Below are 19,370 nucleotides of genomic sequence, written 5' to 3'. Positions count from 1 at the left end.
AAGGGTGAGATAATATGGGGCAAGTTAAAATATATGGTGTGAAAGATAGCTTAAATCCTATTAAGGCAACATTATCGACGATTATTCATGCATGTATGGTAGAGGCACTTGCATTGCCTTCAGAAAAGAAATTTCATCGTATTTTTCCGATGGATAAAGAAGATTTTTGCTTTCCCAGTGATAGAAGTGATGCCTATACCATTATTGAAATGAGCATGTTTGAAGGTCGAACAGTGGAAACGAAAAAGCAATTATTTACATTGTTGTTTGACAAGATTCATAGTGAACTGCGTATAGCGCCTCAAGATATCGAAATTACGATTTTTGAAACGCCAAAACATAATTGGGGAATACGGGGACTGCCTGGAGATGAGTTAACATTAACTTATAACGTAAATGTATGAGTTTTTGTATAGGTAGATTGAAATGACAGACCTTTGTAACAAACGGTTATCGAAATTTACTTAGGCAAGTACTAAACAAAAAGGGTTGAACAACGTGATAAGAAAAGGCTACTTCATAGACAAAGAAAACAATCAGATGTTTCACGATGAAGTATGCGTATCAAATAAAATTTACGCTAATAATGTTACGTTACGGGAACTTGAACAAATGATTTTTAGTGGCGAATTAGAAGAAATTTTTATCTGTCACTATCAAACGGAACGAATAAGTACGTTAAAGCGTTTAGTAACGCATGATGTTAAGTCTGAATGGCGTACAAAGTATAAAAATAATATTAGCCTTGATGATGAAGCTTGCTTAAATGATTTTCCTAATGGCTATTGCTTTTTTGTAGAGCTGTGGAAAAGCGCTAAAGGTACTACTATTTTAGTGTTATTCCAATGTCATTAAAAATCATCCATTTGTAAAAATATTTTAGTAGAGGAGGAGAAAAGCTTCTTCCAAAGTAGACAACAAAAAAGTGTTAGATTGATTGTGGTCAATCTAACACTTTTGCTTTTTCTAGCTATTTTTTATTTGTTTATTTCTATAATTTAATTGTCCAACCGAATGAATCTTCAAGCGTGCCATTTTGGATGCCTGTTAATGTATCGTAAAGCATTTGTGAAATTTCACCAATTTCACCGTTATTAATTAGGATTTTTTCGTCGCGCCATTTCAACTCTCCGACAGGTGAAATAACTGCTGCCGTACCCGTACCAAATGCTTCTTCCAATGTGCCGTTATGATAGGCTTCAACCACTTCATCAATTGAAATGCGACGTTCTTCGACTGGGATGTTTTTTGCTTTTAATACGTGCAGCATCGAATCACGCGTAATACCTGGTAAGATGCTTCCGTTTAATGCTGGCGTAATGACAGTACCATTTATTTTGAAGAAAATATTCATGCTCCCTACTTCTTCAATATAACGGTGTTCCTTGCCGTCAAGCCATAATGTTTGAGAGTAGCCTTCCTTGTGCGCAATTTCTTGTCCTTTCAGGGCACTTGCATAGTTACCAGCGGTTTTTGCTTCGCCAGTTCCCCCCACAACAGCTCGTACAAAGTGCTGTTCCACCATAATTTTGACTGGATTAATGCCTTCTTTGTAGTAAGAACCCGACGGTGACATAATAATAATAAATTGATAACTATTCGAAGGGTGTACGCCCAAGTGAGGCTCGGTTGCAATAATAAATGGACGGATATAAAGAGATGTTCCTGGTGCGGTTGGAACCCATTCACGATCCAATGTTACTAATTGCTTTAACGCCTCTAACGCAAGTTCTTCATCAATTGCTGGAATGACGATACGCTCATTTGAATGATTTAAACGGTTGAAATTACGGTCTGGACGGAATAATAGCACGCCGTTATCTACTGTTGCATAAGCTTTTAAGCCTTCAAATACAGCTTGTCCATAATGGAAGACCATTGCTGATGGATCGATAGAAAGTGGCTGATACGGGATAATGCGTGGATCATGCCATCCCATTCCTTCAGTATAATCGACTATAAACATGTGATCTGTAAAAAATTGTCCGAACCCTAATTGGTCTACTGCAGGTTTTTCTTTTGGTTGTGTTGTTAATTCTTTTTTAATTTCTAACATCGTCATATCCTCCGCGTCTTATGTCATTAGGTGATTTATCTATAATACTTAATAATACTGTTTATTTTAAATTAATGAAATACTAAGAATCTACTAATAATTAATAAAATTGCTGAAATATTTATTTAATTCAACAAATTCCAACATTACATAGATAAAGAAATGTTTTTTCATAAGGTGAGCACCCTGTCCTTTAGTTGTGACGTCCAAGATAGGCATAATTAGAGTCTTCAACTTTCAAATGCTAACGTATGTATGTAATTAGCACGTCGAAACGATTATGATTGAAGTAAAGGTTTGGAAATTAAAGTGGGGGTACCTGTCCAAAGATAGCATAAAAAGACAGGATGAAATTAATTGAATACGATAATCTTGAAGTAAGGAGTGAGGGCATTTGAGTTGGATTGAGTCGATTCAAAAGGCAATAAATTATATAGAAGAGCATTTACATGAAACCATTACGATGGAACAAATAGCACAAGAAGTAAATGCCTCTGTTTTTCATTTTCAACGGACATTTTCTATTTTAACAGATATGTCTATCGCAGATTATATTAGACGAAGAAGATTAACGTTGGCTGCCCAAGAGTTAATCAATACAGATAGTAAAGTAATCGACATCGCCTACAAATATGGCTACGACTCTCCTGAAGCTTTTACCAAAGCATTTCGAAAGCAGCATAACGTAACGCCAAGTGAAGTACGTAAACAGCAAGGACCATTACAATCATACAATCGCCTGATAATCCAGGTGACTTTGAAGGGAGCAGAACCAATGAAATATAACATTGTAGAGAAAGAGAAGTTTCAAGTCGTGGGTGTCAAAAGAACGTATAATTGCCAAACAGGTGAGAATTTACAAGGCATACCTCAATTTTGGAATGAACTAAATGGGCAAGGTATGGACAAGCAATTATTTACATTAAACAACGGGCAAATCAAAGGGGTACTTGGTGTGTGTGTACCAGATGAAAACTATAAGGATAACAGTTTAATAGACTATTGGATTGCAACAGATCACGTAGGAGAAGTACCTGAAAATATGTTAGCAATGGAAGTACCGGCATCCAAATGGGTTGTATTTGAAGTGCGAGGCCCGATGCCTAATGCGATGCAAAATGCTTGGAAGAAAATTTTCTCGGAATGGTTCCCATCCAACCCATATGAACCTGCTGGAACAGCTGAATTAGAAGTTTATACGGATGAAGATCCTACAAGTGAAAATTTATATTCGGAAATTTGGATACCGATTAAGTAGTAAGGCGGTGCCAGGCACGCAAACAATTCTCAAACAATTTGTAACTTCGTAAAGAGTAGTGAAGCCAAGAATGTAATTTATTCTTGGCTTTTTGACTTGTTTGTCGAGCAGACTTAAAATTTTGTTCTAAAAGAAGTTATGGCGCAAATGAAATACTTTATAGAACAATTTAGCGTCCCTGCTCATTTTGCTGTTGGTGTTCATTTGTGGCAATAAACATTTTTGAAACCTATCATCACAGTATTTTGTTCTACCGTATTTGGCATAACATTCGTCATGCTTCTTACAGCAAGAATCAACTGCATTTGTTGGTGCGCCTGGGCCTGAACATCCTGGTCCACAATATCTATAGCCTGGAAAACAAAATCCTATTTTTCTATTCCTATTCACAGTGATAACCTCTTTTCAAAAAAGTTTTCATACTATACATTATGTAGCGTTCACATTTGAAAAGAGATGAAAAACTAGTGATAACTCAAAAAAGAATGGATGAAGTAGTGAAAATTAAAGCGACAAAATATCACCATCATTCGGCACTGATACGGCATGTGCCAGTCGCTGCTCGTCTAGAAAATTAGTTAACTGCGCTCGGCTTAATTTGCAATGATTGATGGTTTCAAGATGGACAATCACAAGCTTTGTGTTTGGGGATAAGCGAGCAATACGTGCAACATCTTCGCGCGTCATTGTTATTACAGTTCCCCATATCATCTGTGCCTCTGATGCATTTAAAATGGCGATATCCGGCTGCAACTCTCTGAAAGCTCTGTCTATAGCTGGTGTCAAAATACAATCACTGACGATATAAATGGAACCTTCTTCCGTCGTATTTAAGAAAAAGCTAGAAACAGGTCCTAGTAATTTGCCAGTAATACCAGGTGCATGTCGTCCTGCTAGTCGTTTCAAGTGAATTCCTTCCCATTCATAACAATCATTGATAGCTATTACCTTTTTAAAACCCGCAGACCGTATTGCTGTGGCATCTTGTGGCTGACAAAAGACAGGAATCTGTTTGTTCAGGATAGCCATCGCTCTTTTATCCCGGTGGTCAAAGTGACGATGCGTTAATAAGATGGCATCCATATCTTCAAAAATGTTTAGTGGAACAGGTAATGGAGTTAATGGATTTCTACGATAATTTCGGGTAAATGGCACGGGTGCAAGTTTACTGACATCACTTAACATTGGATCAATTAGTATGCGTTTTTCGTTGATAAATAAAATCGACGTTGCGTGTCGAATATGTTGGAGGCGAATGGTCATATGAACTCCTTCAAGTGATTTATTTTTTACATACGCTATCATATTATGAAGTTTGTTTCTACTAATTAGTAGAAGGTGGAGAACAGTTAAGGTTTTTGTAAGCTAATTAAAAAACTGCTGTAAGGTTGCGTAGTTATACTTGCGAAGGAGCAAAAAATACAGTATTGATGAAAGGAGTTATGGAGAATGAATCCAACCGTTACACAAAAGGAAAGGATTGTTTCCTTAGATATTATTCGTGGTTTAGCGCTATTTGGCATATTATTTATAAATGTGGGGGCTTATCAGTTGGTAGTTGAAGGACAACCATTGCCTGTTTATAGCAAATTCAATAGCATACTAGATACGGTAATTGATATATTTATCGAGAAGAAATTTTTTTCGATTTTTTCATTACTCTTCGGTGTAGGTTATTATATTTTTACTTCACGTGCTGAAGCTCGGGGTGATAAGCCGAGATGGCGCTTTGCAAGAAGATTACTAGCATTATTTCTTATAGGGATTGTCCATTTAATTTTTTTCTGGGGCTCCATTTTATCTGCTTATGCAGTAATCGGTCTTTTTTTGTTGCCATTTTATCATGCAAAAGTTTCTACAATGAGCAAATGGCTATTTAGCTTGATTGCGGTTTATATTGTGAGCATATTGGGCCAAATGTTTATGCCAAATATAAGTTTCTTATCAACAATTTTTGATTTCTTAGGCAATGATATCATGACGATTTTTATTATGTTTTTAACTGGTTTTCTCGTTGCAAAAGCTAATTGGATAGGCAACGTAAGACAACATACTAAGCAAATTCAATGGGTGATTTATGTAACATGTCCATTGTTTATAGGCTTATCTAGTTGGATTGGGTTTGCCTCTCAAAATCAAGATGCGCATCTTCATTTACTACTTGGTTTAGGTGTAATCCCGACGACCTATTTTTATGTAGCTTGCTTATTGCTTATTTTAGAACATGAGCCGATTGTAAAAATATTAAAGCCTATTGGGCGTGTCGGACAAATGGCTTTTACAAACTACTTAGCTCAGAGCTTTATAGGGCTAGCTATAATAAAGTTAATGGGACTTGAAGTCCTATCAACTTCCTATATAGTGATAATTGCCATTATCATTTTTGTCATTCAAATTATCTTTAGTGTTATATGGTTTAAATTCTTTAAAATGGGTCCGTTAGAAAAAGTGTGGAGATGGATGACTTATGGAAAAAAAGTATCGGTAAAATCATAAATAGCAAAAAATTAACGTCAGGGCATTATTGCACTGGCGTTTTTTGAAATAACAATCATATACTGTTACTATTGAAAGTATAAATTTGTAAAATTAATGAAACTAAATGACAAGTTATCCGTAAAATAGATAACAAGAATAAGGGGAGTACAAATATGACGAAACAATTAAAAAAATATATGGCAGTGACTACAGCGTCGTTTATGGTGATGCAACTAGCAGGATGCGGTAATGCTGAAACGGAGGTAGTGAAGGAGTCTGACCCCGTTAATACGACGGATACGGTTGAAAATAATTCCCAAACAACGAATGAAGATGAATTGCTAAATGTACATAACAGTGAGATGGCTGATGCTTGTGATGAGTGGCAAGAAAGTGATGATGGTTCATATGAATGTTTAGACGAAAATTCTTCGTATTACGCACAGCATTTCTTTAATGGGTTAATGTATGCTACTGCGGGTGCAATGATTGGTAGTGCCATTTACAAAAGTCGTAATTTAAAAAATGGCACGGAGCGTAACAATCACAGTGGCGGCGCGGCAGGATCGACAACGAATACGAATAAATCGAATGCTACAAACTCGAAAAATGGCATCACAACGGGAGGTTCTTCTTCGACGTCATCTGGCAACTCAACAAGTGGTTCAAGCTCAAATGTAAATAGTTCTACATCAAATAATACGAATTCGAATGCTTCAACATCTAGTGGTTCAAACACAAATTCGACTAACACGAATTCTTATTCGAGCGGTCAGCGTTCATATTCCAATGGTTCTAGTTCCTCTTCAAGTGGTAGTTCGTATAATAGCTCTTCATCAAACGCTGGGAAATCAGGTTTCGGCTCTGGAGGGGCTTCTAGAGGAGGCTCGTCTTCGTCCTAACCGACTGGAAAAGGAGGAAGCACGATGGAACACGCTACATATAGTAAGCAACGGCTAAAATTCTATTCGCAATTTCCTAATTTCTTTTCTGATTTTGAAGATCTAGAATATGCTTTATACGATGTGATGGAACTGCAAAAAGAGAAGATAGACGAGATTTATTACGCCACGAAGATGCTTTGGCAAATCTTTTTAAAAGTTGGAAAACAATTTAAGCATTTAACAGACGAACAGCTTTTCGCCCTTGGCATTCGGTCGGAAATGATGCCTTATATCGAATTGGATTATTTACAGCAACAGTCCATCCTTGCTCGTTTTGATTTTATTTGTACGGAGGAAGGCGATATAAAATGTCTAGAACTGAATGGAGAAACACCATTTCTTGTCCAAGAAACGTTTGAAATGAATGAACAGCTCTGTCAGCATTTCCAACTAGAAAATCCTAATGATGTAGCAGCATTGCAAAAAACGCTATCTGGTGCACTTTTTGCCGCAATGCATTATTTACATGATGTTAAAAAACCTAAAATAGTTATAACAGGAAAAACGGCTGAAGAGGATTTTGAGGAATATTGCCAGGTGAATTTTTTAAAAACTTGTGTCCCATTTGATATTGAATATGTACCTATCCAAAAGCTAATTATTTTTTCTAAAGATACGCCTAGAGTAATGAGAGGGCTTTATACACCTTCTATGGAAAAAATCGATATTTTATATCGCCCCGCACATCCAGTGGAGTTTTTAATTGACGATATAGCATCTGATGGTGAAAGAATTGGTCTGCAATTACTAGAACTTGTAAAAGATCGTAAGCTTGCCATTATTAATGCGCCAGCGGCCTATGTTCTTCAGTCCAAAATTTTATTATGGCTAATTTGGGAGCGGAAAAATGATCCACTATTATTTAATGCGGAGGAGCGGTCTGCAATTAATAAGTACATGTTACCAACTTATTTGTCCGCAGAGCCATTTGTAGCAGATGGAGTGCCTTTTGTGAAAAAACCTGTCTATTCTCGTGAAGGCAATACAGTAGAAATTTATGCCGGAGACGGCTCTAAAACAAATGCATCTGCCTACACACATTATGATGATAATTTGTTTATTTACCAGCAGTACGTTGAAATGCCTTCCATCAATATCCAACAGACGGATGGCTTCCATTCTAAGAAATGGCTCATCGGCTCTTTTATCGCTGATAATCGCGCGTGTGGTTTGTCTTGTCGCGTAGGCAATCAAATTACCGAATGGGATTCCCATTGGTTAGCTATAGGCTATAAATAAGGTAAAACCCACTTTGCTTTCTGTCTATGCAGGAGGCTCAGTGGATTTTTACTTTCCATTTTAGTTTATTAATCGTTCCAACCTTTACAGACATCAATCCATTGTTGATAAGGTGTATATGCTTCTAGTTCGTGAATGCTAAGTTCAATAGCGGAATTGCTACTGCCACAGGCAGGAAATACCGTTGCAAAACGTTTAAGCGATTCATCTAAGTAAACGGCAACTCCATCATGAATACCGAATGGGCAAACACCCCCGATATCATGTCCAATACGTGCATTGACTTCTTCCTTGGCAAGCATTTTAGCCTTCGTGCCAAAAATCGCTTTATATTTAGCATTGTCAATTTTGGCATCACCCGCTGCTACAATTAAAATCGCCCCATCATTTACAAGAAATGATAGTGTTTTAGCGATACGCTCTGGTTCACAGCCAAGTGCTTTTGCAGCCATTTCAACGGTTGCTGAGCTTTCACTTAGTTCCTGTATTTTGTGTTGTAAATTCCACTGTGCAAAATGCTCACGTACTTTTTCAATTGCCATTTAAAACCCTCCTTGCTGTGTTCTTTATCTATTTTAACATAATTTTCAGAATTTAAAGTTAATGTATTGGGTGCACAATAAGTTTTAATGTGGAATATTTTGTAACTTTCTTTCTGTTGGCAACGTCAAATTAGGCAAACGTTTGAGTGAGGAAGTGGAGCACTTGAGTTATAGAAGAATTATTTCTTTTGTAGTTATTGTAAGTATGCTAGTTATAGCCATTTTTCCATGCAAAGCAAACGCAACAAGTTGGGCATATCCTTTCGTTGTTTGGGACAATTATATTTATGTGATGAGCGATGAAAATGTAAATAATATTGATAAAGAAATTGGAGAAGTCACGAAGTATTCCGATATGGAACAATATGGAGGGAACTTTTCAAATGTATATCCAAAAGGGACGAAATATTATTCAATTGTTGGTATTAATACGGATGATACAATTGCCGTCCAAGTTGGAGACAATCAGTATATTAAAGCCTTCCGAGAAGGCCCCTATACTTACAAAAAAAGCTATATACACTATATCTTTAAAGGTTTGGGGATTTTAGCGTTTTTATTTGTCGTTTTCTTTATCTTTTCTCAAACTCGCAAGAAACTTTAGCAATCCATGTGTTGGATAAGGAGGAATAACTAATGAAGTATATTAAAGGCTTATATGGAGCACTTGTACTAATGATGGTCGTTATGTTAATAAGCACAACTATATTGCAAGATCAATATTCGGGGATAGCTATGTTCATTTGTCTAGGATTATTTTTAATTGGCACAGCCTTTTTTATAAATGCCAAACATTTAAAGAATGAAGATTTATGAAAGATTACAATTATACAGATTTGCTGCATGATCTAACGATGGGGAGAGAAATTCATTTCATTTATAAAAAAGAAAATTACTATATAGGTCGTGGAACTGGTCAGTTTATGTTTTGGAAATTCTATGATTCAGCGAGTGAAATAATTGGCGAAGACGCTGAAGATTTACTTCGAAAGATTAAACTGGATGGTCAATTAATCAAGGAATTGTGGGATTCCATTGAAATTGATGTTTACTAATGTTCGAGCTGACTAGGAATGGAAATTTGATATAAAAGGTTTTTAGTGGAAAAAAGGTATAATTAAAAAGTGTGAAGAACAGCAATCGTTAAAGGAGGCGTTCAGTATGGAAAATACGAGATTGAATGTGAATGGTTACAAGGGGATAACGCCTTACTAACAAAGTTATTTAGCGTTTCCCCGAAAAATGAAAGGGGAAAATGAAGATGAAACAAAATGTCCGAATTGTCGAATTAAATGCAGAAAACTGGTATGACTGTTGTGAATTAGAAGTATCACCAGAGCAAAAAAAATTCATGGAATCCAATGCAATTTCAATTGCCCAATCAAAGTTTGAGCCTACTTTAAAGCCATATGCTATTTATGATAATGAAAAAGTGGTTGGCTTTTTAATGTACAATTCCGTTCAAGAAGAACTTGATGGCTATTGGATATATCGAATAATGGTCGATAAGACCTTCCAAGGTAATGGTATTGGAAAAGTTGCAACTGCGTTAATGCTTTCAGAGATGGCTAAATTACCGAATGCAAAGAAAATAATTGTAGGTTACCATCCAAAAAATTTAGAAGCCCATCATTTATATACAAGTTTAGGATTTATGGATGAAGGGGATAGATTCGGTAAGGAAATGGCAGTAATCAAGATAGTAGAGTAACAAGTTTGATAGAGTAGTTGAATAAGGAATAGGGCCATTCTTTGGTCCTTTTCTTTTTTGGAGGTAGGATTTATGAATGGTAATTATAAATGTTGTATCGATATTCGACTGAGCGGTGGAGATATACAATTCGACGTTTCTGATGATATGCAGCTATTTCGTTTTCAATCAGGTATAGGCTTTGTAGCAATTCCGCATTTTTTTATAACGTTATCGGCACTTTATAAAGGTGAAATCAGCGAGGCACAGCTAGATTGTCACGGGAATGCTGATTATTATTTATTTTCAAGTGATGGTCAAAATCTTTTTATTGAACATGTAGGCCATTATCCACAACGTACAGATACATATCAATTTAAGCTAAAGGCTTATATGGAAGCTATTTCTTGCGCATTTTTAAGCTATCTACAGCAACTTGAAAAGGAAGGGATATTACCTTTAAAAGAACAAGAATTTGGTCATCCATTAGGTGATGATGTATTACATGCATTTGATAATTTCTCCGCAGTTCTAAGAAGCTGAGTTCGTGGTAATTTGCGACTATTTTGGATGGTATACTTTATGTGAACGTCAAAGTATATTTTAGCGAGGGATTCAATTATTATGATGAACATTGTACCACCTAAGCCTTTTTTCTATAAAGGTGGAAAGCAAGCGGTTTTATTATTACATTCTTTTACAAGCAATACGATGGATATGAAAAAGCTAGGAAAGTATTTGCAACAGCACAATTATACTTGTTATGCACCTTTGTACAAAGGACATGGTTTACCAGCAGAAGAATTGCTGACGTTTGGACCGAGTGATTGGTGGGAGGATGTACGAGAAGCTTACCAGTTGTTGAAGGATGAAGGGTATGAAAAAATAGCGGTAATCGGCCTTTCTCTTGGTGGCGTGTTTGCCTTAAAAGTTGCTCAAGAATTAGAGGTAAATGGTGTTGTGACAATGTCCGTACCAAGACATAGGGAAGCTTTATTTCTTCAAAAGCGCGCCTTTTATTATGCAAAGGAATACAAACGACTCGAAGGAAAAAACGAGGACCAAATAAATATGGAAATGGCCCTTCTACAAAATTTGCCTAATCATACATTGGTGGAATTTCAACAGTTAATTGATGTAACAATGGATAAGTTGGCATTGATTACAGCACCTATTCGAATAATGTATGGTGCATTGGATGATCCGTTGTATAAAGAAAGTGCCGAAGTTATTTTTCACAACGTTGTGTCGCAGCATAAAATAATAAAAGGGTATCCAAACTCTAAACATTTGATGACATTAGGGTTAGATCTGCATGACATAAACCAGGATATACTTGCTTTTTTACATGATTTAACGTGGTAGTTTCAATCAAGTTATTTCCATCAAAACAGTGGGAAATCAATACTTCCCACTGTGTCTTCTTCATTTAGTGTTTTATAAATTTCAGTGATTTCGTTTTTATTTCACTAACAAAAGTTGAGGCTAGTAGTAATATACCCCCAAGTATTTGAAGCATTGTCATATGCTCTTGTAGAATAAAAGCGGAAATCAAGATGGCTACAAAGGGATCAACATAGCTGAGCATGGCAATACTTTGCCCCTTTAATTTCTCCATACCCGAGAAGAATAGCCAAAATCCAATCCCCGTATTAAAAATCCCTAAAATTAAAATAAAAGGAATGGATGAACCAGATACTTTTACGATATCAAAACCGGACGTTAACAAAACGTAAGGCAAGAGAAGTACAGCGGTAGTTCCAAGCTGAATAATCGTCAGTTCCAGTTTTTCTATATCGTGAATGAATTTATTTAATAACAATAATATAGCGTAAAAAGCGGCGGCAATTAATCCATAAAAAAGTCCAAGAAGATCATCAGTTTTTGATGCACTTAGACCTTCACCGACAATACATACTAAACCGGTAATCGCAACCAGAACGCAAACAATTTTTTTCCAAGACAATGGTTCTTTCAGTACGTATGGAGAAAGAAGCATGACAAACACGGGCGCAAAATAATAGCCAAGTGTTGCATTGGCAATTGTCGTATAGTCGTAGGATTGGTAAAGGAAAATCCAATTTCCCCCCAAGGCAATACTAGAAAACACCAAAATGACAGCATTCGCTTTTACCAACTGCCATGCTATTGTTTTCTTCAAAATAAAAAAGACGATTGTTAAAAACAAGCATCCAATAAAACTGCTTAGCAAAGCTCTTTCGCTCGAAGATAGGTCAATATTTCGTACTACTAAACCAATTGTACCGAAAATGACCATGGATAAAATAAACTGAATGTTTGATTTCATTGTATACTCCTTCGAATCTGCGAAACAGCTTATATCTCGCAGATTCTTAATCTGTTTTGTATATAAGCTTATTCGGAGTATACGGTGGTGGCGGTGATGTTGAAAGTGGCTTCCAAACGCAAATATTTATATCGGATAATGACATGAAAAGTTCCTCCTGTTTCATAAAAAATTATATTTTACTTATTATACCATTAGAAATCTTTGAAAAGATTCCAGAAAAAAATAAAACATTTAGAGTGCAAGTAACGAAGTTAAGAAAATAAGATACTTTTGAAGCGATGTATAATGATATTCCTTACCTTTGTAATATGTAGAAACGTATAGAAGTTAAATACAAAAGTTAATGGGAGGTGGATACACATGAGCAGAAGTAAAATCTTCGCTATCTTTTTGTTAGTCATCTTTGGTGGACTGATTATAGCGGGTTTTTATACTATGAATGATGTACAAATCGAAAGTATCTATAAACTTGATGAGCAAAGTATTATTGAAAGAAATGGTGAGCACTATTTACTCATAGATAATCGCGAGTTGTCTTTATCGAAGAGCTATTATGAAAAACTGGAATTAGAAAAATACAACGAATACAAAATTAAGTATGTTTATAATCGATTGAAAAATAATGACGGTGAAGTTGTGGCGCTCAAAAGATATGGTGAGCAGCCTTGGGGTCAATAATGAAACTGCGAAACGCCAATAAAATGAGGGGGAATCGCCATACGTTCATACTAAACTAAAAAAAGATGTGTACTGTAATGACTTCAGTACACATCTTATCCTCATTAGACTGTAAATTTTTTGGTGATGTTGTTTAATTGTTCAGATTGGTCAGCTAGCATTTGAGCGCTGGCTAATATTTGTTCCATTAGAGTGGCTATTTCTTCAGTCGAAGCAGTTGTTTCTTCTACACCAGCAGCAGATTCTTCTGACACGCTTGCGATTGAAGTAACTGACATGTTAAGTATTTGTCCTTTATCTACAAAACTTTCAAGTTCATTCGAAATAAAACCAACTTTTGTTGACATGTTTTCAATCAGCTCCGCAATTAAATTAAACGTTTTTGCGGTTTCTTTTATTTGGGATGTTCCGTTTTGGATCGTTTTATAGCCGAATTCTAATGATGATGCAACTTCGGCAGATTCTAGCTGCACATCGTTAACAATACTTGTAATGTCATTAACACTAAATTTTACTTCTTCAGCAAGCTTTCTTACTTCGTCTGCAACTACAGCAAAGCCTTTTCCATGTTCACCTGCTCTTGCTGCTTCGATTGCGGCATTTAGCGCTAATAAATTGGTTTGTTCTGAAATACTCGTAATAACAGAGATGATGTCATTAATTTTGGCAGTTTTTTGATCTAATTCTTTCACCTTCGTAACGGAATCTTCCACTAAATCTTCTATATTATGCATATTACTCTCGGATATTGACATCAGTTTATTGCCACTGATTGTAGCTGTTTTTACTTTTTCAGTAAGGGTTCTTACTTGTATCCCTTCTTCATTTGATAATTTAATTTTTTCTATAAAGTCGGAAAGTGTTTCACCGAGATTGGCACAGTTTTGCGCTTGTTCTTGAGAACCTGAAGCTAATGCCTCCATAGTGATCGCAATTTGTAAGCTACCTTCCTTCACTTCATTGGCAGAAGCGGAAAGCCCTTTACTTTGCTCTTTTACATTGTCACTTGCGTTAATAATATTGGTAATAACATTTTTCAAATTACTATTCATTGTATTCGTAGCTTCAATTAATTGGGCTGTTTCGTCTTTTGCCTTCGTGACAAGATTGGTAGATTGTAAGTTTCCATCCGCAATTTGTAACATACGGTCAACAACCTTTTTAATTGGCGTTGAAATAATTCTCGCTGTTACTATTGCTAAAATAATGGCAACCATAATGATAATAATAGACATCATTAAACTGGCATTTTTAATGCTTGTTCCTGTATCCATTACATCATTACCTTCGCTAAGAATGATGTCTTTTCTTTTATCAGCAATGTCTTTAAAACCAGACATCAAGTCCCTACCTAGGGGCTGCACTTTGTTGGCCATAATGGCAAGGGCTTGTTCCTTATTCCCTTTATCAAACGCTACAAACACTTCTTCAGTAATTGTTTTACGCCATTCTATACTTTTATCAATAAGTTGCTTTGCTTCTTCAGAATTTGTTTCTTGAAGGACTTGATTTTGTAATGCTTTACTTTCCTCCGTATATTGAAGAAATGCCTCTTTATAGGAAGGGTCATTATACAATATGTATCCACGTGCTAACGCGATTCGTTGGGCAATATTAAAGGCTAATTCTTCATCAGCGATTAACAATGGTAAATCTTCTTTTATTATAGCGTCGGTATCGTGATTGAATTTCACAACGGACTTGAAGTTATATACGCATAAAGCTGTAATTAATAGGATGATAATTAAAAATACGCCTAATAATTTATGTTTGATGCTTTTCACTAAGGTTTCCTCTTTTCTTGAAAAAAAATCTTTTTAAGAATGTAATACTAATGGCTGAGTCAGGTCTTTTATTAGGTAATTTTTGCCACGAAATTAATTTTATAGAATAGTTATTAATTCGTCAATAAGATGATTAAGAAAACATTAACTACCTAAATAAATTTTTTTATTATAACAATAGATATAACGTTAGGCTCTTTGTACTGTAGGAGCATACAATTGTTTGTTTACGTACGTTAAAAATAATCAAGACATTTTTAGTTGAAATGCAATATGGAAATAAAGAAATTCCTTTAACTTAAAACTATTCTACGCAATGTTTTTTGTGTAGAAATATTGCAGTTTATGTTCTCATCTTTAAGGCATTTGCATAATCATCAAATATTCTAGATAATAGAAAATGGTAAAAATTTTCATTTATGCAAGTGATGAACGATTCAACAATGAAATTTATAAAATGGAGGTTCATATAGATGGTAGATCGTGTTCTTAAACATTTTGGATTGGATGCTGTATTAGTCAGTGAGGTGGAAGATTCCAATAGTTCAACAGTTGTTAAATGTGCACTACGTAATAAGGAAAATGTTTTTGTGAAGATACCTTTTTCAAAATTAAAATATCAACGAGAGTTAGAAGCGTATGAGCTATTAAAAGGAAGGGTAGCTATACCAGACATGCTGGATTGTTGGGCTGGTGATGAAGCCTGTACAGGAGCATTTTTATTATCCGAATTAAAAGGTAAACCGTTAACATTTGAAGCTCCACCAACAGTAGCTTATCAAGTAGGGGTCTTGCACGCATCCATCCATTCCGTCCAACCTCCTGTTTTGCACAAATTAATCGGCATTGATAATGAGTTTGCTAGTTGGTCTAATTTTGTGGAACGCCAGTTTTATAGTTTTGCAGAAGATGTTAAAGATGTGGTAGATGTTTGTTTATACAATCAAGCCATGGCTCATTTTGAAAAAATGAAACAACAGCTCCCATCACCTGATGGACCAAGTTTGATCCATATGGATTTTCGGCCAGCGAATATTATTGTGGATGCTAATAAAGTATTAGGTACAATCGATTTTGAATCTGTCCGATTTGGTTCCACCGAAATAGATTTTACAAAGCTATATCGAGATTTTTTAAGTCGGGATATTACATTATTTCAAGCTTATCAAGAAGGATACAACAGTATTAGGCCATTAATCGATTTAGATGTGGTATTGCCTTTTTATCGATTTACAGATGCTTTCAATAGTATCGGATGGTGTAAACGCCGTGGACTTGAGAAAAATGCTGTGTTTTTGGAACGGAATTTAGTTACTTTGGAAAAATTGCTAAAATAATGGGTAGTCACGTAAAATAACGGAACAAATATGTCTTATTTACTTTAGGACTCGAAAAGAAGATAAAATAAAGAGGTATAGTCATATGATTATAGTATCAAAAGACCATTTTCAGTTGATTAAAACGAAACTTAATGAAGCACCAACGTTTGTATTTAGCATATTGGATTCGATGATTAAAGGAACGGTTTATGCAGATGCTGTTGATTACAAGACATTGCTAATCGCAACGGATTCAGGATTAAATTATGTTGCCGGACAGGTATTAGATGAACGATTCCTTCAGCACCTCGTAAAAATTTTTGATGCATCTGTAGAGCAAGGAAAGCGCTTTACATTATTTTCACCTAGTGCAGCGTGGGATCGTGAAATTGAAAAATATCTGAAGCAGCAGGTAGGCAAAGTCCAGCGTTATGCTTTTTCATTTGACGCACAGACGTATAAAAATAGAAAAAACAGTGATAAAAGTGAATATGACGTAGCTAAAATTGGGCAGGCGGATATCCAACATTGTTTGGAGTTTGACAACAAATATTACGATACATATTGGGATTCAACGGATAATTTTATCCAAAATGGAATAGGATTTTGTGTCAAGGATAATGAGCAAATTATTAGCGCAAGCGTATCAATTTTTAAATCTACAAAATTTGCTGAAATAGATATTGTGACAGATTCCCATTATAGAGGAAAAGGATTAGCAAGTATCGTTGCGGAACAATTTATCGATGATTGCCTAGCCGCTCATATTCAACCTCGTTGGGACTGTGATATTGATAATCAAGCTTCAATTAATTTAGGGACTAAATTGGGTTTTATAAATCCGCGGCCCTATAGCGTTTACTTTAAAATTAGACACGATGCTAATGGTCCGTGTTAAAAGTATTTTTCTTCGTCTTCATATGACACATTTATCGTTTTGTAGTCATACACTAACTTTGGGGTGAATGAATTGCCAAGAGTAAAATATCGTGATGCAGACATTGACTTAATGGCGAGGATGATGAGAGCAGAAGCTGTAGGTGAAGGGAAACAAGGGATGTTGTATGTTGGCAATGTGATTGTCAATCGGCTAGTTTCCAATTGTTTAGACTTTAAAGATTTAAGATCAATTGAAGATGTTATTTATCAAGTCCAAGGCGGAAATTATTCATTTGAAGCAGTTCAAAAAGGAAATATGTTCTATCAAAGAGCAAGAGAAACGGAGAAAAGATTAGCTAAACAAAATTTAGATTATTGGCGAGAGCACCCAGGGAAATACGCACTCTGGTACTTTAATCCGTACGCGCCGTGCCCACCTACATGGTACGGTCAACCATTTGCAGGACAGTTTAAAAACCATTGTTTTTATGAACCAGCACCTGACACATGTGATGGGGTTTATATTGGATAGGCAGTACAGTTGCTATAGTAACGATTAGAGGCTGGGACAAAAGAGAAAAAGTGTTAGATTGATGGCAGTCAATCTAGCGCTTTTTTGCTGCGCCGTTATTGTCCGCTTCGGCGGTGCTTTCCGAGGGCACACACGTAAGCCGAAAACCTTCGCTAACCCGCAGAATGCCAGCGTCTTACAATGTGTGCGTTCTGAGCAGGAGTCACCGCCTCCGCTACCAACAACTAGCGAACCCTTCTAATTTTTTATTTATTGCAAAAGCAAGAATAGCTAAGTGTGGTAGTTTTCCATATAGCAAAAATTTATGAACACCTTTGTTCTGTTCCTTAAATTTTTTTAGTTATGTCCCATCCTTTTTTATATGCTTCAATTTTTATGGTCTGTTACCAATATTTTCATAACTAATGGTTGCGTTTTAAAAGGAAATCTTATAAGGTAAATAGTAGTGGTGTAAATTTACACTTTTAAGAATAAGGAGGTAACGGCAATGAGGGTTATACAATCGATACTAGTGTTTATAGTTTTGTTATTTTTCACAGGAATAATTGCTTTGACTTTAGTACTAAATGGGGATATCCATTTTTTAAATCTTCTTTTTGTGTTATCAATTAGCCTCTTTTTATTTATTACATGTATGATTTTTGACTGGTTTACGACAAAAAAGCGCAAAACATTGTTCGCCACGATTATTGGTGTAGCTCTGATTATTGCTTCTGTAGCACCGATTCAGTACTATTATAAAATGAATATGGCTACTGTTGATGCCGAAATCGATGTATCTGCCTATGAACCTTTTACAGTACACAATAAGGTTGTGAAAAATAGTCAAGACGCTTCCTTACACTTGGAAGAGCCACTTCCGCGTATAGATGGAGCAACGGCGATGTACCCGTTATATGCGGCCTTTGTAGAGGCGACCTATCCGAACAAAAGCTATCCATACTATGATAGCGAGGTGAAAGTAAGTCGAACGCCTGAAGCTTATCAAAATTTAATTGCTGGTGATGTAGATGTGATTTTTGCAGCAGCCCCATCAGATTCACAAGTAAAAGTCGCGGAAATAAATGGGCTGACATTTGCTATGACCCCGATTGGGCGTGAGGCTTTTGTTTTTTTTGTGCATCATAAAAATCGCGTTGAAAATCTTTCACTTGAACAGCTGAAGCAAATTTATGCAGGTCAAATTACAAATTGGCACGAAGTTGGTGGCGATAATGACTCTATTCGCGCATTCCAACGACCAGCTGATAGTGGTAGTCAGACGACGTTAGAAAAAATTATGGGCGATACACCTATAATGGAAGCACCTGCAGAAAATGTAGCAACTGGCATGGGTGGCATAATCCATGAAGTTTCTCAATATCGCAATTATAAAAATGCAATTGGTTATACGTTTAGATATTACTCGACAGAAATGGTTGGGAATAATGAAATACAATTATTATCCATTGATGGTATTGAGCCGAAAAAGGAAAATATTTGCAATGGTACATATCCACTAATATCCGAATTTTACGCAGTAACTGCTGGGACGGATAATCCAAATGTTAAAAAGTTTATTGATTGGATTGTGTCGCCTGAAGGACAGGCATTAGTTGAAAAGGTTGGTTATGTGCCAGTTGAAAATGATTAGCTTATTGGCTATAATGATGGTAACAAT

The 19,370-nt window shown here is 35.9% G+C and carries 23 protein-coding genes; 17 read left to right on the top strand and 6 right to left on the bottom strand.

The window, feature by feature from the left end:
* Positions 1–14 precede the first annotated feature (14 nt).
* Together FC748_RS10880 and FC748_RS10875 are read left to right on the top strand one after the other, a co-directional pair.
* Positions 15–404 (top strand): tautomerase family protein, encoded by a 390-nt coding sequence (locus tag FC748_RS10880; protein WP_108029623.1) that lies wholly within the window; start codon positions 15–17, stop codon positions 402–404.
* Between the two features lie 94 nt (positions 405–498).
* Complete coding sequence (locus tag FC748_RS10875) at positions 499–855, top strand: hypothetical protein (protein WP_025218934.1); 357 nt, start codon at positions 499–501, stop codon at positions 853–855.
* A gap of 136 nt (positions 856–991) precedes the next feature.
* Here the strand turns inward: FC748_RS10875 and FC748_RS10870 are convergent, their stop codons facing one another.
* The gene (locus tag FC748_RS10870) at positions 992–2,062 is read right to left on the bottom strand and encodes a branched-chain amino acid aminotransferase (RefSeq protein ID WP_024361450.1); all 1,071 of its coding nucleotides are present in this window, start codon (positions 2,060–2,062) and stop codon (positions 992–994) included.
* Between the two features lie 388 nt (positions 2,063–2,450).
* Here FC748_RS10870 and FC748_RS10865 point away from each other — a divergent pair, with 388 nt between their 5' ends.
* Complete coding sequence (locus FC748_RS10865) at positions 2,451–3,314, top strand: AraC family transcriptional regulator (RefSeq protein WP_108029624.1); 864 nt, start codon at positions 2,451–2,453, stop codon at positions 3,312–3,314.
* A gap of 126 nt (positions 3,315–3,440) precedes the next feature.
* Here the strand turns inward: FC748_RS10865 and FC748_RS10860 are convergent, their stop codons facing one another.
* Both FC748_RS10860 and FC748_RS10855 read right to left on the bottom strand, forming a co-directional pair.
* Positions 3,441–3,704 carry a Parvovirus coat protein VP1-like protein gene (locus FC748_RS10860; RefSeq protein ID WP_108029625.1) on the bottom strand — a complete coding sequence of 88 codons (264 nt, stop codon included), beginning with the start codon at positions 3,702–3,704 and terminating at the stop codon, positions 3,441–3,443.
* Positions 3,705–3,818: 114 nt separating this feature from the next.
* Positions 3,819–4,577 carry an MBL fold metallo-hydrolase gene (locus FC748_RS10855; protein WP_108029626.1) on the bottom strand — a complete coding sequence of 253 codons (759 nt, stop codon included), beginning with the start codon at positions 4,575–4,577 and terminating at the stop codon, positions 3,819–3,821.
* Positions 4,578–4,763: 186 nt separating this feature from the next.
* Between FC748_RS10855 and FC748_RS10850 the strand changes: the two genes are divergently transcribed.
* The 3 genes from FC748_RS10850 to FC748_RS10840 all read left to right on the top strand — a co-directional run bounded on the left by FC748_RS10850 (position 4,764) and on the right by FC748_RS10840 (position 7,975).
* Positions 4,764–5,810, top strand: coding sequence for a DUF418 domain-containing protein (locus FC748_RS10850; RefSeq protein WP_025218937.1), 1,047 nt, complete (start codon positions 4,764–4,766; stop codon positions 5,808–5,810).
* A gap of 155 nt (positions 5,811–5,965) precedes the next feature.
* Complete coding sequence (locus FC748_RS10845; protein WP_108029627.1) at positions 5,966–6,694, top strand: hypothetical protein; 729 nt, start codon at positions 5,966–5,968, stop codon at positions 6,692–6,694.
* Between the two features lie 24 nt (positions 6,695–6,718).
* Complete coding sequence (locus FC748_RS10840; RefSeq protein WP_108029628.1) at positions 6,719–7,975, top strand: glutathionylspermidine synthase family protein; 1,257 nt, start codon at positions 6,719–6,721, stop codon at positions 7,973–7,975.
* Positions 7,976–8,043: 68 nt separating this feature from the next.
* On the opposite strand, the gene FC748_RS10835 is transcribed toward FC748_RS10840, so the two are convergent.
* On the bottom strand, positions 8,044–8,517 hold the full coding sequence (locus tag FC748_RS10835; RefSeq protein WP_108029629.1) for a YbaK/EbsC family protein: 474 nt from the start codon (positions 8,515–8,517) through the stop codon (positions 8,044–8,046).
* A 163-nt stretch (positions 8,518–8,680) separates the two neighbouring features.
* On the opposite strand from FC748_RS10835, the gene FC748_RS22195 reads away from it, so the two are divergent.
* The 6 genes from FC748_RS22195 (at position 8,681) to FC748_RS10805 (ending at position 11,572) form a co-directional block, all read left to right on the top strand.
* On the top strand, positions 8,681–9,121 hold the full coding sequence (locus tag FC748_RS22195) for a hypothetical protein (RefSeq protein ID WP_193768771.1): 441 nt from the start codon (positions 8,681–8,683) through the stop codon (positions 9,119–9,121).
* A 32-nt stretch (positions 9,122–9,153) separates the two neighbouring features.
* Positions 9,154–9,333 (top strand): hypothetical protein, encoded by a 180-nt coding sequence (locus tag FC748_RS10825; RefSeq protein WP_024361441.1) that lies wholly within the window; start codon positions 9,154–9,156, stop codon positions 9,331–9,333.
* Positions 9,330–9,572, top strand: coding sequence for a hypothetical protein (locus FC748_RS10820; protein ID WP_024361440.1), 243 nt, complete (start codon positions 9,330–9,332; stop codon positions 9,570–9,572). Before FC748_RS10825 ends, FC748_RS10820 begins: the two co-directional genes overlap by 4 nt.
* A 206-nt stretch (positions 9,573–9,778) precedes the next feature.
* Positions 9,779–10,228 (top strand): GNAT family N-acetyltransferase, encoded by a 450-nt coding sequence (locus tag FC748_RS10815; RefSeq protein ID WP_108029630.1) that lies wholly within the window; start codon positions 9,779–9,781, stop codon positions 10,226–10,228.
* 72 nt (positions 10,229–10,300) lie between these two features.
* On the top strand, positions 10,301–10,750 hold the full coding sequence (locus FC748_RS10810) for a hypothetical protein (protein WP_108029631.1): 450 nt from the start codon (positions 10,301–10,303) through the stop codon (positions 10,748–10,750).
* A gap of 81 nt (positions 10,751–10,831) precedes the next feature.
* Complete coding sequence (locus FC748_RS10805) at positions 10,832–11,572, top strand: alpha/beta hydrolase (protein WP_238600117.1); 741 nt, start codon at positions 10,832–10,834, stop codon at positions 11,570–11,572.
* A 64-nt stretch (positions 11,573–11,636) separates the two neighbouring features.
* On the opposite strand, the gene FC748_RS10800 is transcribed toward FC748_RS10805, so the two are convergent.
* A complete protein-coding gene (locus tag FC748_RS10800) occupies positions 11,637–12,515 on the bottom strand; it encodes a DMT family transporter (RefSeq protein ID WP_024361436.1) in 879 nt (292 codons plus the stop codon).
* A 363-nt stretch (positions 12,516–12,878) separates the two neighbouring features.
* Here FC748_RS10800 and FC748_RS10790 point away from each other — a divergent pair, with 363 nt between their 5' ends.
* Positions 12,879–13,196 (top strand): hypothetical protein, encoded by a 318-nt coding sequence (locus tag FC748_RS10790; RefSeq protein WP_108029632.1) that lies wholly within the window; start codon positions 12,879–12,881, stop codon positions 13,194–13,196.
* Positions 13,197–13,300: 104 nt separating this feature from the next.
* On the opposite strand, the gene FC748_RS10785 is transcribed toward FC748_RS10790, so the two are convergent.
* Positions 13,301–14,980: a methyl-accepting chemotaxis protein gene (locus tag FC748_RS10785; protein ID WP_108029633.1), complete on the bottom strand. Its 1,680-nt coding sequence runs from the start codon at positions 14,978–14,980 to the stop codon at positions 13,301–13,303.
* A gap of 473 nt (positions 14,981–15,453) precedes the next feature.
* On the opposite strand from FC748_RS10785, the gene FC748_RS10780 reads away from it, so the two are divergent.
* The 4 genes from FC748_RS10780 to FC748_RS10765 all read left to right on the top strand — a co-directional run bounded on the left by FC748_RS10780 (position 15,454) and on the right by FC748_RS10765 (position 19,343).
* Complete coding sequence (locus tag FC748_RS10780; protein ID WP_108029634.1) at positions 15,454–16,317, top strand: phosphotransferase family protein; 864 nt, start codon at positions 15,454–15,456, stop codon at positions 16,315–16,317.
* 85 nt (positions 16,318–16,402) lie between these two features.
* On the top strand, positions 16,403–17,197 hold the full coding sequence (locus FC748_RS10775) for a GNAT family N-acetyltransferase (RefSeq protein WP_108029635.1): 795 nt from the start codon (positions 16,403–16,405) through the stop codon (positions 17,195–17,197).
* Between the two features lie 72 nt (positions 17,198–17,269).
* Positions 17,270–17,710: a cell wall hydrolase gene (locus FC748_RS10770; RefSeq protein ID WP_024361431.1), complete on the top strand. Its 441-nt coding sequence runs from the start codon at positions 17,270–17,272 to the stop codon at positions 17,708–17,710.
* Positions 17,711–18,197: 487 nt separating this feature from the next.
* The gene (locus FC748_RS10765; protein ID WP_108029636.1) at positions 18,198–19,343 is read left to right on the top strand and encodes a PstS family phosphate ABC transporter substrate-binding protein; all 1,146 of its coding nucleotides are present in this window, start codon (positions 18,198–18,200) and stop codon (positions 19,341–19,343) included.
* The last annotated feature ends 27 nt before the right edge of the window (positions 19,344–19,370 follow it).

This window comes from Lysinibacillus sphaericus (assembly GCF_005217585.1).
Lineage (GTDB): Bacteria > Bacillota > Bacilli > Bacillales_A > Planococcaceae > Lysinibacillus > Lysinibacillus sphaericus.
The sequence above is the reverse complement of the archived record's forward strand: the minus strand, read 5'-3'. Positions and strand labels throughout refer to the sequence as shown.